Annotated in this window: 14 protein-coding genes and 1 tRNA gene; 7 read left to right on the top strand and 8 right to left on the bottom strand. The window is 47.0% G+C overall.

Features of this window, described 5'->3' with window-relative positions; all coding sequences use genetic code 11:
• The first annotated feature begins 3 nt into the window (after nt 1–3).
• Complete coding sequence (locus QUE60_RS08450) at nt 4–576, top strand: SCO family protein (RefSeq protein ID WP_286223600.1); 573 nt, start codon at nt 4–6, stop codon at nt 574–576.
• A gap of 3 nt (nt 577–579) precedes the next feature.
• Here the strand turns inward: QUE60_RS08450 and rpoH are convergent, their stop codons facing one another.
• Both rpoH and ftsY read right to left on the bottom strand, forming a co-directional pair.
• Nucleotides 580–1,485 (bottom strand): RNA polymerase sigma factor RpoH, encoded by a 906-nt coding sequence (gene rpoH / locus QUE60_RS08445; protein ID WP_353506037.1) that lies wholly within the window; start codon nt 1,483–1,485, stop codon nt 580–582.
• Between the two features lie 117 nt (nt 1,486–1,602).
• Nucleotides 1,603–2,508, bottom strand: coding sequence for a signal recognition particle-docking protein FtsY (gene ftsY / locus QUE60_RS08440; RefSeq protein WP_286226741.1), 906 nt, complete (start codon nt 2,506–2,508; stop codon nt 1,603–1,605).
• A gap of 58 nt (nt 2,509–2,566) precedes the next feature.
• Here ftsY and QUE60_RS08435 point away from each other — a divergent pair, with 58 nt between their 5' ends.
• The 5 genes from QUE60_RS08435 to QUE60_RS08415 are packed head-to-tail and all read left to right on the top strand — an operon-like array spanning nt 2,567 to nt 6,747.
• Nucleotides 2,567–3,985, top strand: coding sequence for a M16 family metallopeptidase (locus QUE60_RS08435; protein WP_286226740.1), 1,419 nt, complete (start codon nt 2,567–2,569; stop codon nt 3,983–3,985).
• Between the two features lie 11 nt (nt 3,986–3,996).
• Complete coding sequence (locus QUE60_RS08430; protein WP_286226739.1) at nt 3,997–5,337, top strand: M16 family metallopeptidase; 1,341 nt, start codon at nt 3,997–3,999, stop codon at nt 5,335–5,337.
• Nucleotides 5,338–5,928: a 16S rRNA (guanine(966)-N(2))-methyltransferase RsmD gene (gene rsmD, locus QUE60_RS08425; RefSeq protein WP_286226738.1), complete on the top strand. Its 591-nt coding sequence runs from the start codon at nt 5,338–5,340 to the stop codon at nt 5,926–5,928. It abuts the gene before it with no gap.
• 34 nt (nt 5,929–5,962) lie between these two features.
• Nucleotides 5,963–6,454 (top strand): pantetheine-phosphate adenylyltransferase, encoded by a 492-nt coding sequence (coaD, locus tag QUE60_RS08420; RefSeq protein ID WP_286223595.1) that lies wholly within the window; start codon nt 5,963–5,965, stop codon nt 6,452–6,454.
• A gap of 32 nt (nt 6,455–6,486) precedes the next feature.
• Nucleotides 6,487–6,747 carry a YfhL family 4Fe-4S dicluster ferredoxin gene (locus tag QUE60_RS08415; protein WP_286223594.1) on the top strand — a complete coding sequence of 87 codons (261 nt, stop codon included), beginning with the start codon at nt 6,487–6,489 and terminating at the stop codon, nt 6,745–6,747.
• 5 nt (nt 6,748–6,752) lie between these two features.
• Here QUE60_RS08415 and pth read toward each other — a convergent pair whose 3' ends face one another.
• From pth to QUE60_RS08385, 6 genes are all read right to left on the bottom strand, one after another.
• Nucleotides 6,753–7,343 (bottom strand): aminoacyl-tRNA hydrolase, encoded by a 591-nt coding sequence (pth, locus tag QUE60_RS08410; RefSeq protein WP_286223593.1) that lies wholly within the window; start codon nt 7,341–7,343, stop codon nt 6,753–6,755.
• A 99-nt stretch (nt 7,344–7,442) separates the two neighbouring features.
• Nucleotides 7,443–8,090 carry a 50S ribosomal protein L25/general stress protein Ctc gene (locus QUE60_RS08405; RefSeq protein ID WP_286223592.1) on the bottom strand — a complete coding sequence of 216 codons (648 nt, stop codon included), beginning with the start codon at nt 8,088–8,090 and terminating at the stop codon, nt 7,443–7,445.
• 104 nt (nt 8,091–8,194) lie between these two features.
• Nucleotides 8,195–9,148: a ribose-phosphate pyrophosphokinase gene (locus tag QUE60_RS08400; RefSeq protein ID WP_286226737.1), complete on the bottom strand. Its 954-nt coding sequence runs from the start codon at nt 9,146–9,148 to the stop codon at nt 8,195–8,197.
• Nucleotides 9,149–9,182: 34 nt separating this feature from the next.
• Nucleotides 9,183–9,259: transfer RNA gene (locus tag QUE60_RS08395), tRNA-Gln, on the bottom strand.
• Between the two features lie 6 nt (nt 9,260–9,265).
• Nucleotides 9,266–10,144, bottom strand: coding sequence for a 4-(cytidine 5'-diphospho)-2-C-methyl-D-erythritol kinase (ispE, locus tag QUE60_RS08390; protein ID WP_286226736.1), 879 nt, complete (start codon nt 10,142–10,144; stop codon nt 9,266–9,268).
• Nucleotides 10,137–11,636 (bottom strand): lipoprotein insertase outer membrane protein LolB, encoded by a 1,500-nt coding sequence (locus QUE60_RS08385; RefSeq protein ID WP_286226735.1) that lies wholly within the window; start codon nt 11,634–11,636, stop codon nt 10,137–10,139. Before QUE60_RS08385 ends, ispE begins: the two co-directional genes overlap by 8 nt.
• A gap of 35 nt (nt 11,637–11,671) precedes the next feature.
• Here QUE60_RS08385 and mutM point away from each other — a divergent pair, with 35 nt between their 5' ends.
• Nucleotides 11,672–12,508: a bifunctional DNA-formamidopyrimidine glycosylase/DNA-(apurinic or apyrimidinic site) lyase gene (mutM, locus tag QUE60_RS08380; RefSeq protein WP_286226734.1), complete on the top strand. Its 837-nt coding sequence runs from the start codon at nt 11,672–11,674 to the stop codon at nt 12,506–12,508.

Here is a 12,508-nt window from a genome sequence, read left to right as displayed (position 1 = left end):
CCCATGAAAAAATTAGTCCTTTTATGCGCCGTGTTTTTATTGGCCGCTTGTTCAAAGCCTAGCTTCAAGAATGTTGATATTACTGGCAGTAAATCATTTGGTTCTAATTTTGAACTTTTGGATCCTAATGGTCAGGTGAAAACCATGGCTGATTTCAAAGGTAAGGCTGTATTAATTTTCTTTGGCTATACCCACTGCCCAGATGTTTGTCCTGCGACATTAGTTGAAATGCAAGAGGTCATGAAAACCTTAGGCCCATTATCTGATCGGGTGCAAGTTATTTTTATTACAGTTGACCCGCAGCGAGATACTGCAGAGCTAATGGCACAATACCCCCCCGCTTTTGATCCTCGTTTTATTGGGCTGAGACCGGCTAATGACGAGGCGCTTGCCAAGGTCGCCAAGGATTTCAAGGTGTATTACAACAAGGTGCCGGGCAGTAATCCTAAAAATTACACGATCGACCATACTGCTGGAAGTTACGTATTTGATCCAAACGGTAATTTACGCCTCTATATCAAGCATGGGCAAGGCGCCGAGCCGATTGCCCATGACCTAAAACTACTACTTCAATAAGTCTTAGTGAAGCCTTGGGTTCTCATCTTTTAAGAGCGCACGCAACTTCTTAAAAGCAGCGACCTCTATCTGACGTACCCGTTCAGCAGAGATCCCAAATTCCTTAGCAAGATCATGCAAAGTCTTGCCGCCTTGGCCTTCTGCGTTAACTGCCAACCAACGGCTTTCAACAATCGCACGACTGCGCTCATCTAGAGTATGAAGTGCTTGCAAGAGTTTTGGACCATGCAAAGAGTAAGATTCGTTTTGCTCAATAACCGCAGTTGGTTCTTGGCTTTCATCACTGAGCCAATGAATTGGCGCAAAGCTTTCCTCATCTTGGCCATCCCCCTCGATCGAGACGTCTCCCCCAGCAAGCCGCATTTCCATTTCTTTGACATCGGCACCGCGAACATCAAGGGCTTTAGCTAATGACTCAATTTCATCATTGCTCAAGGCATTTGCAGAAAGTTTATTGCTACGTAAATTGAAAAACAGTTTGCGTTGCGCTTTGGTCGTTGCTACTTTGACTAAGCGCCAGTTCTTGAGAATGTATTCATGGATTTCTGCTTTGATCCAATGAATGGCGTACGAAACGAGTCGTACCCCTTGGTTGGGATCGTAGCGTTTGACTGCTTTCATCAAACCAATATTGCCTTCCTGAATGAGGTCGGCATGCGGAATGCCGTAACCCAAGTATTGACGAGCGACCGACGCAACCAGTCGCAAGTGAGACAATACCAGTTGTCGCGCAGCATCTAAATTGTCGGAGCGGCGATATTCCTGCGCCAGGGTGTATTCCTGGGCAGCACTTAACATTGGTAAGCGATTAATGTGTGCCAAATAGGCATCAATCGTACCGACTCCAAGGGCTGGTAGAGCAGGCATTGCAAGAGCAATACTAGACGAGCCCGTTTTTCGAGTATTCATGAGGGTGTTCAAAGTCATCGTTGATAGATTAATTTGAGTTTAGATCGAATTATTTTAGCACTCTTGTCAATAGAGTGCTAATGCGTCTAATAATCTACAAGATATTGATTTATATAGCTATTCTACAAGCTCTTGGGCATAAGCCTTAGCAGAAAATAGCTCCAAATCACCTAATTGCTCACCCTTGCCAAGTGCATAAACATAGGTTTTTGGGCCCTGGGTTTGGGAGGAGCTTTGCAACTCATTGCGAAGTGCGCAAATTACCCCGCCTTTAGCGGTGCCATCCAATTTGGTGACGATAAGGCCGTGTAGTCCAATTGCGTTCCGAAAAGCCAAAACTTGGGCAATTCCATTCTGACCCGTATTGCCATCAAGGACCAAGACAATTTGATGGGGGGCATCGGGGATCAACTTGGAAATGACTCGCTTGACCTTCTTTAATTCCTCCATCAGATTCGCTTGAGTAGCGAGTCGGCCAGCCGTATCAATTAGTACAACGTCAACCTGCCGAGACAAAGCGGCTTGGATTGCATCATGCGCAATCGCGCCAGCATCGCCACTCTCTTGGCTGAGCACTTGCACTTGATTGCGCTCACCCCATTCCTTGAGTTGATTGCGCGCCGCCGCTCGAAATGTATCCCCAGCAGCGAGGAGCACCGACTTTCCTTGAGCCTGGAAGTGATGACATAGTTTTCCAATCGATGTGGTTTTGCCAGCACCATTGACCCCTACAATTAGCCAAACTTCTGGCTTAGGATGCGTAGCACTTGGGCTTAAAGGATTTTCTGGGGACTCTAAGTCACTCAAAAGATGGCTGAGCTCATCAACTAGAACTGCCTTTAAATCCTCAGAATTTGTAATGGAATGCTGTTTGGCCGATTTGCGTAGACTAGCTATTAGAGCGGTTGATGTCGAAACACCAACATCGGCTTTGATCAGTAATTCTTCTAAATGATCGAACCAGGCTTCATCCACTCGGTTACGAGTAAAGAGTGAGCTAAGTGTTTTACGTAAACCAAACATTGTCGATACAATCCAAAAGAGTGATCTTAACTAGATAATTCATACATCTAAACTATTCATGATAGCGAAATTCCAGTTTAGCAACCCAATATTGAGAGCCATCAGGTCGGCATTGATTGCCTTGGCTGCTATTTGCTTGCCTGTCTCAGGGAATGCTTTTGCGACTCAGTCCGATACGCATGAGTATCAACTCAAGAATGGCTTGCGCCTGATCGTTCGCCAGGATCATCGTGCACCGACCGTTGTTCATATGGTCTGGTATCGGGCTGGATCCATGGATGAGGTCAATGGCAAAACCGGCGTTGCCCATGTGCTTGAGCACATGATGTTTAAGGGAACGAAAACGGTCAAATCAGGTGAATTCTCGCGGATGGTGGCGGCCGTGGGCGGACGTGAGAACGCCTTTACAGCCCGTGATTTCACCGGATATTTTCAGCAGATTGAGAAATCAAAGCTTGCCGAAGTGATGCGGCTTGAAGCCGATCGAATGGCAAATCTGCAATTTTCCGATGAGGAGTTTGGGCGAGAGCTTCAGGTGGTGATGGAAGAGCGACGCTTACGTACGGAAGATAATCCATCGAGTTTGATGCGTGAGCTACTGATGGCAACGGCATTTATGAGCTCTCCGTACCGACATCCCATTATCGGCTGGATGAACGACTTGCAAAATATGCAGCCTGCTGATGCGCGACAGTGGTATCGCGACTGGTATGCACCAAATAATGCCGTGGTTGTGGTGGCGGGTGATGTTAATCCATTGGCAGTGAAAGCATTGGTCGAAAAGTACTACGGACCTATATCAGCAAAAAAATTACCTGAACGCAAACCTCAGCTCGAACCTGAGCAAAAAGGCGAGAAGCGCGCTGTTTTGAAGGCTCCTGCTGAGAGCCCGCAAATCATGATGGCGTGGAAGGTTCCCAAACTAGATCCTAAAAAAATGGATGAGGTGGATCCGTATGCCTTACTCGTTTTATCTGCCGTCTTGAGCGGGCACGATAACTCAAGGTTAAATCGAGAGTTAGTTCGTAATCAAAGACTGGCTAATAGCACCGGGGCAAGTTACGAACTAATTAGCCGTGGGCCAGAGCTTTTTGTGATTGGTGCAACTGCCGCCAAAGGTCAAACAGTGCAGGATCTTGAGAGAGGCATTATGAAGACCTTAGGAGACATTGCTAATCAGGGGGTTACTGAATCCGAGTTAAAGCGTATCAAAGCACAATTGCTTGCTTCACAAGTATATAAACGCGATTCAATTTTTGCTCAAGCCATGGAGATTGGTAGTTCAGAGATGGCGAATGTCTCTTGGCGTGACTTAGATCGCATCATTGAGCGAATTCAGTTGATTCAATCGGATCAAATCCAACGTGCAATTAATACGTATTTTGTCAGCGATGGTTTAACCATTGTGACTTTAGATCCCCAGCCACGTTCAATGCTTGCGAAGCCGCGTGGAATGTCAGGTAGTTTGCGTCATTAAAAGGGAACACAATGCAGCGTAATCATCATCTTATTAAGGGGCTAATTGTCTTAATTGCGACGTTTATCGCAGCTCATGCCCAGGCAGTATTGCCAATCCAAGCGATTCCCTTAAGCAATGGTACAAAAGCCTATTTGATTCAAACGAACGCCATACCAATGGTCGATATTGAAATTAGTATTGATGCAGGAAGTCGCTACGACCCGAAAGATCAAAGTGGTCTGGCATCCTTGACCGCTGCGCTGCTGACCCGCGGCATTCAGTGGCAGGGCGGTTTTTTGAATGAAGCCCAACAGGCAGATGCAATTGCTGAGTTGGGAGCTAGCATTAGTGCGTCCGCTTCAGGTGAGAGAGCCATCGTGCGCGCTCGATCACTGAGTAAACCCGATATTTTTGATCCACTCCTGCAACTTCTAGTAGCTAGTGTATCGAAACCTATTTTTGATGCATCGATTTTGATGCGTGAGAAGCAGCGCGTTAGTGCCGCGATTCAGGAGGGCGATACGAAGCCAGAAGTCGTTCTGCAAAAACGGTTTCGTCAAGAGGTATTCGGAAACTATCCGTTGGCACGATCCCCTAATATTGAATCAATTGCAGCAATTAAGGAGGGTGACCTAAAGCGATTCCATCAGAATTTCTATCGCCAAGACCGAGTCATTGTGAATATTGTGGGCAATGTCGATCCAGCCAGAGCAAAGCAAATCGCCGAACAAATTATTACAGCATTACCCGCTAAGGGACCAGTGATTCCTGCATTGCCATCTTTAGAGCGCTCACCAATAGAGCCAGAATCCAAGCGTTTGATCCGAATTCCATTTCAAACACAGCAAACTCATATTGCAATGGGTATGACCGCCATCACTCGTGACAATCCTGACTACTTCCCTTTGCTTGTCGGAAACTATGTTTTGGGTGGCGGGGGCTTTGTATCGCGCTTGGTTGGTGAGGTTCGAGATAAGCGTGGATTTGCGTATAGCGTATTTAGTTACTTTCAGCCGGGGCGCGATACCGGAACTTTTGAAGCGGGCTTACAAACCCGTAATGACCAAGCAGATCAAGCTCTCAATGTATTACAAGAGACGATTGCACGATTTATTGAAGATGGCCCAAGCGATGCAGAATTAGCTGCTGCTAAGGCAAACTTAATCAATGGCTATCCATTACGACTCGATAGCAATCGCAAATTGCTTGATAACCTCTCAGCAATTACTTGGAATCAGTTACCACTCAATACTCTCGATGTGTGGACACAACAAGTTGCAGCGGTCAAAAAAGATGATGTGCGCAATGCGTTTAAACGACACCTGGATATGCGCAGAATGATCAGTGTTCTTGTTGGAGGCACACCCTAATTGGCACAAAGCCACCGAATTCGGATTATTGGTGGTGTGTGGCGCAGCCGGCAGATTCAGGTTTTGGATCAACAGGATTTGCGTCCTAGCTCTGATCGGGTTCGTGAAACGCTTTTTAATTGGATAGGCTCAGACCTCGGTGGCTTAAAAGCAATTGATGTGTTTGCTGGTTCTGGAGCACTTGGTTTTGAGGCCGCCTCCCGATCAGCCGATGAGGTCATATTCATCGAGAAAGATAAACGAATCTATCACCAGCTTCTGACCCAGCATCAGCTCCTCAATTCTTATCCAATTCGCGGGGAAGTAAAAATCCTTCATGGGGATGGAATTTCTTATTTACAGCGTGCTGATGATCAGTCGGCCCAGCTGATTTTTCTGGATCCTCCATTTAGTCAACCCGACTTACTCGTTCGCGCAGCACAAGAGGCCGGTCGCGTGTGTCACGATCAAGGGCAGGGCGGAATCTATATTGAATGCCCCAATCCCTTTGATCTGAGTCGATTGGAAAGGGTACTGTCCAATTGGACTCTTATTAAGTCGATGGAAACAGCCCAAGTCAAAGCCGTATTGTTTCGCCGCAGTTCGAGCTAAACTCCTGTTTATCCATATAAATAAGGGGGTCTTTATGACCATTGCTGTCTATCCAGGAACCTTTGACCCATTTACCCGTGGTCATGAAGATTTGGTTCGGCGTGCTTCAAGTATTTTTACCAAGCTGATTGTCGGAGTGGCTGATAGTAAAAATAAGCGTCCTATTTTTACACTTGATGAACGGATTGAAATCGCCAAAGAGGTGTTGAGTCACTACCCAAATGTTGAAATCGCAGGATTTTCTGGATTACTGAAAGACTTTGCTCGAGAGCATTCTGCTCGAGTGATTGTGCGGGGTTTGCGTGCCGTTTCAGATTTTGAGTATGAGTTTCAGATGGCCGGTATGAATCGGTACCTACTGCCAGATGTGGAGACTTTATTTTTGACCCCATCAGATCAATATCAATTTATTTCTGGTACCTTTGTCCGAGAAATTGCGCTCATGGGCGGCGATGTGAGTAAGTTTGTTTTTCCCTCAGTGGAAAAATGGTTACAAAAGAAGAACGCCCAAATTAAATCCACTTAAGCTATTCTGATCATTCTTTTAGGGATATCAATATGGCGTTAATGATTACAGACGAGTGCATCAATTGTGATGTCTGTGAACCAGAATGCCCAAACGATGCGATTTATATGGGGATTGAGATCTATGAGATCGATCCCAATAAATGCACCGAGTGCGTGGGGCATTTTGACGCTCCTCAATGCCGTCAGGTCTGCCCGGTCGATTGTATCCCGCTCAATCCCGCTTATTCTGAAACCCAAGAGCAGTTACTTGAAAAATATAAAGTCTTGAGTGCTCTCAAGCAGACCAATTAAATGATTTAATTTGCGCTGTGCAGGATTTGCATGGCATCTTGTGTATTGCCTTCAAGAACCAGGGGCAAAATGCCAATTGCTTTTGTGATGGCCGCATCTAATTTCTCTTGCTCATCCGAGCTCGGTTTCTTTAGTACATAGTCGGCCACATCCATTTTTGCTAGATTGCCAGGTAGGTCGCGTGGGTGACCAATTCCAAAACGGAGTCGCCAGAATTCGGGGCTTGATAAATGCTGTTGGATATCTTTTAGGCCATTGTGACCGCCATTGCCCCCGCCTTTTTTTAGACGCGCCGTGCCGGCTTTGAGGTCCAGTTCGTCATGGACTACCAGCACTTCACTTACCTCGATCTTATGAAAGCGACACAGGGGGCCAACGGCTTCCCCACTGAGATTCATATAGGTATCTGGTTCCAATAAGTAAATATCATGACCTTTGATTTGGATTTTTGCGATTCGACCATTAAATCGTTTTTCTGGCTGAAGAAATTGTTTATGTTGAGCAGCAAGACGATCGACAAACCAAAACCCTGCATTGTGACGGTCGGCCTCATGCTTTGATCCAGGATTTCCGAGTCCAACAATTAAACGAATCATTTTTATCAGTCGATTGAGGCTAAGTGATCCAACTATAAACGACTTCAATTGGGCAATAAAAAACCCGCATCAAGCGGGTTTCTATGAGAGTGAAACGATTCAGCTCTTCGCTTCTTTGTCAGCGGCTGGTGCAGCCTCAGCGGCTGGTGCAGCCTCAGCGCCTGGTTCGGGTTCCGCTTTAACCGCTGGAACGCGAGCGTTTGCGATCACAGGGTTTTCTTGCTCGACATGAAGAACTAGGCTAACGCCTTTGGGTAGCGCAACGTCTTTGGCATGAATCGATTGACCAACCACGATTTTGCTCAGATCCACCTCTAAGAACTCAGGAAGGTCACCAGGCAAGCAAGTGATTTCGATTTCATTGGCGACGTGGCTAACAACCGCTCCACCAAACTTCACTGCTTCTGATTCTTCGGCACCCTTAAAGTGCAGAGGAACGCGCATATGAATTTTTTCACTGGCAGATACACGCTGGAAGTCAACGTGCAACACCAATGGTTTAAATGGATGCATCTGGTAATCACGCAATAAGGCCTTTTGTGATTTACCGTTTAATTCGATATCCAAAATGGATGAATGGAAAGCTTCTTTTCGCAAAGCATGGAATAAAGCATTGTGGTCTAACTCGATTGCGCAGGGAGATTCTTGCTTTCCGCCATAGATAATTCCGGGGGTTTTCCCAGAATTGCGCAGGCGGCGGCTCGCACCAGTGCCCTGTACGCTTCGTTCAAATGCAACAACTTTCATGATGACTCCAAATTAAGGGTTAATTTCCGTCCGCGACCAAACGGAAAGCCTTAAATTATAGCTTGAAAGAGTAAAAATTCGGTAGAAATCAGTTGCTTAGGAAGCTATTCAGCAAAAAGTGACATAACTGAGTCGCCTTTGGTAATCCGCGAGATCGTCTCTGCCAGCAGTGGTGCAACACTTAACTGCCTGATTTTATTGACTGATTTTGTATCTTGTTTCAATGGAATCGTGTCAGTAACCACTAACTCATCAATTTCAGATCCTGCAATGCGGGCAGCTGCACCCCCAGATAGAACCGGGTGGGTGCAATAGGCTGTCACGCTTTTGGCACCCCGTTCCTTAAGAACCTCGGCTGCCTTACAGAGAGTGCCGCCCGTATCAATAATGTCATCCATGATGACACAGTGGCGGTTTTCTACCTCACCAATTAAATGCATCACCTCTGAGACATTGGGCTTTGGTCTGCGTTTATCAATAATGGCCAGATCACAGCTTAATTGCTTGGCAAAAGCCCTGGCGCGTACTACACCGCCAATATCGGGTGAGACCACGGTCAGGTCAGGCTGATTTTTTGCCCGTAGGTCCCCTAAGAGGACGGGGGAGGCATAGATATTGTCGACCGGGATATCAAAAAATCCTTGGATTTGATCTGCATGTAGATCCATCGTCAGAACGCGTTCAACGCCGGCAACCGATTGCAGCATATTGGCCACAATTCTGGCCGAAATCGCAACCCGCGCAGAACGGGGGCGGCGGTCTTGACGGGCATAACCAAAGTAGGGGATGACCGCAGTAATTCGGTTGGAAGATGACCTTTTGAGGGCATCAATCATGATCATGAGTTCCATCAGGTTATCGTTGGTCGGATCACAGGTCGACTGGATTACGACGACATTCTTGCCGCGCACGTTTTCTTGGATTTCAACCTGGATTTCGCCATCAGAAAAGCGGCCAACGAAGGCTTTTCCTAGCTGCAACTGCATTTGGCTAGCAACCGCCTGTGCAAGTGTGGGATTGGCGTTGCCAGTAAAAATGGTGAGCGCGTCAGAGTTCATGGTCTTAGCTAGTCTTGGTTATCCATCATAACAATGGCAGGGGAGGAAGGACTCGAACCCTCGCATGCCGGAATCAAAATCCGGTGCCTTGACCAACTTGGCGACTCCCCTACTGCGTCATACTGATAAAACCGAATTGTAAGCGGGATTTTGTTTTAGACCCCGAACAAGCCGACCCACCCACCCTGAGGGAAGATTGAGCAAGCGTTGTTCCAGATCGCGTCGATTGATCGATCCTGGAAGGACGGCAAACACACTACTACCCGACCCAGACATCTTACGAGTAGCATCTGGGAGCGTTTGCGCCAACCAATTTAATGCTCGATTTACTTCAGGGCAGAGCTCACAAGCAACTGGTTGGAGGTCGTTTGTAAACTGACCAACTTCACCAGTGTTTGCAAGGAAGTCTGCCATTGTAATCGGAGCATGGTTTCGGGTCAATTGATCGGATTGAAACACAGTCTCGGTAGCAATTGACTCTCCTGGAAAAATGATTAAGAAGTCTTGATCGGGTAGATCAATGGATTCCAGTTGCTCGCCGATGCCTTGCACAAATGCGTTTTGACCAAATAAAAAGAATGGCACATCGGCACCTAGCTTTAATCCTAGCTCACTCAGTTCGGCCGGGGGAAGATGAAGACCCCAGAGATGGTTCAAACCAATTAATACTGTGGCTGCATCTGATGATCCGCCACCTAAGCCTGCTCCTATAGGGATATTTTTCTCAAGATGAATTTCAATCCCGCATGGATAGTTCGTATGGTTTTTCAATAACTGAGCGGCCCGAACAACCAGATCATTCTCTGGGGAAATCTCTGGATTACCGCCGTGCCGAATAATTGTGCTGTGCTCGAGCCGAGTTAAAGAAATGCGGTCACACCAATCGACCAATTGAAATACGGATTGAAGTTCGTGATATCCGTTTGGACGTCGACCGGTCACATGAAGAAACAAATTGATTTTGGCTGGAGCAAGGAGCTCGAGGCGATTACTCATTCACTTGATCAAAAATTAGGCGTACATCAATCGAGCCCGTGTTTGTATTTCTAGTCATGGTAAGACGCTCAATTTTCTTACTCTCACTCCACACATAGGCTAAATCCCAGCCGTCTTGCAAGATCCGTTTGACTTGACCTTGATTATCGCGTTCGAGCTTAGCAGGGCTGCCAGCACGTAATTGTCCATTTAGCCAATTGGATAAACCACGCGCAGGCAATGGTAGTCCCAAGGTATTTTGAATTAAGGTATCGGCGTCAATCGCACTTACTTTTTTGCCATCGCGTTCTAGGATAGCCTCACCTGGGTTAATTGTGATCTTGGCAATTGCACCTCCCATCGGCCCCCGAATTTCTAAAGTGTCACTTAAGCCATTTTTGGTGAGGGTAAAGCTACCCGATCCACCTTGATTATTGTTGGTGGGTCGATCACTTGCTTTAACGGCAAAACGACCATCCCACTGACTAGCAACTACATCCATCGAGATCGCCCAAGATGGTTTTAGACGCTTTAAGGTCTCGCGCAGAGTAGCATTGTTGGCATCGATTAATTCACCTTGTCGCCAAGCATCCTCTGCCTCAATGGGTCGATTAAGCGTCCAGAGGACTTCACCTAAATGGGCAGCAATATCAGCCTCAGGCTTGATACGAAATGCGTCTTGCAGCTGCTTTAAGGCAAGCTCATTGTTCCCTAAACGAAAGTTAACCCAGCCTAAACTATCCAAAATAAACGGATCTCTAGGATCAAGGTTGTGCGCTTTCAGAATTAGTTCATACGCCTCCTTCAGCTTGACATTTCGGTCGGCTAAGGAGTAGCCGAGTGCATTGAGTGCCTGAATATCATTTGGATTGCGTTCAATCAGAGATCTTAAGGTTTTCTCCATCACCTCAAACTGACCGGATTTCTCGGCTGCTAAAGCATAGGTATACAAAATTTGAGGATTGGATGGAGGTGGAACGAGGGCCGCAACAATTTTGTAATAGGCGTTTAAAGCCGCCCCCTCATCTTGAGCCCGACCCAATAGGCTTTGCCACTGGAGCAAAATCTGCTCGCGCTCTCTGATATTTTGTTCCTTAAGAAGGGCGATGGCTGGTGTAACAGCATCAGACCAGCGTTGATTGAGCATGAGTAGGGTGACCAACACTTCCTTGGGCTTACTTTGACCAGGCGGTGATAGCTCATCCCAAGTTTGTGCGGCGATTAAGGCGAGATCTGCTGCGTTTGCGGCAATCGCGATTTCCATTGCACGTTGAGCTAAAGCAGGATCCCCGGTTTGTCGTGCCAGACTCAAATAGGTTTGATAGGCCAACCCAGCTTCACCGCGTTGTAGGGCAATTTCAGAAGCAAGTATTTCAAAGACTTGCTCGCTGGTAGCTCCTTTGGTCTGAGCTGAGGCAGGCACTAGGAGGCCAAAAGAGCAGCAGCAAATAGCCCAAAGCAATGCACGCTTTAGATAAGAATTTGCCAAAATCGAAGTCAATTGATAGCCCATCAGCACATTCTAATCCCCGAATCTACAATGTACCGATGCCAGAACTACCAGAGGTTGAAGTCACGCGTTTGGGGATTAAACCCCATCTAGAAGGGCGCCAGATCACGCATGTCGATGTGATTGATGGACGACTGCGTTGGCCTGTTCCCAGGGGCTTGCCAAAAATTCTGAAGGGGCAACGACTCAATACGATCGAGCGCCGAGGAAAGTATTTATTACTCAAAATGACCGATGGCTACTTGATTATTCATTTAGGCATGACTGGGGTATTGCGCGTTCTGCCCCATAAAGACCCCCTAAAGCCACACGATCGAGTCTCAATTCATTTTGATGATCTGAGTTTGCGACTTCACGACCCCCGAAAGTTTGGCGCTGTCTTGTGGCATCCATTTACCAAGGGCGACGTGTTAAAACATCCTTTAATTCAAAAATTAGGGCCAGAGCCTCTCGCCGAGGAGTTTGCGGGGCAGTTGGGCGCAACACGTTTGTACCAGTGTTCCCGAAAGCGAACGATTTCGGTAAAGGCATTTTTATTAGCCGGGCAAGCGGTGGTTGGTGTTGGCAACATCTATTGTTCTGAATCCTTGTTTGAGGCCGGCATTCATCCAGGCTTACCCGCTGGCAAATTAAGCAAAGCTCAGTGTGAGCGATTGGCCGAGGCGGTACGAACCATTTTAAAAAGAGCGATTGCAGCCGGCGGGAGCAGTTTGCGTGATTTTGTGGATGCGCATGGTGATCCAGGTTACTTCATGATGCAAACCAAAGTCTATGATCGCGCAAATGAACCCTGTCGAGTCTGCAAAACACCGATTCGGCAAATCACCCAGGGTCAGCGCTCGACCTATTATTGCCCTTACTGTCAGAAACGATAG

Origin of the sequence: Polynucleobacter sp. HIN11 (assembly GCF_030297675.1) — a bacterium.
Taxonomy (GTDB): domain Bacteria; phylum Pseudomonadota; class Gammaproteobacteria; order Burkholderiales; family Burkholderiaceae; genus Polynucleobacter.
Note: the sequence above shows the minus strand (reverse complement) of the source record. Positions and strands in the feature narration are given on the sequence as shown.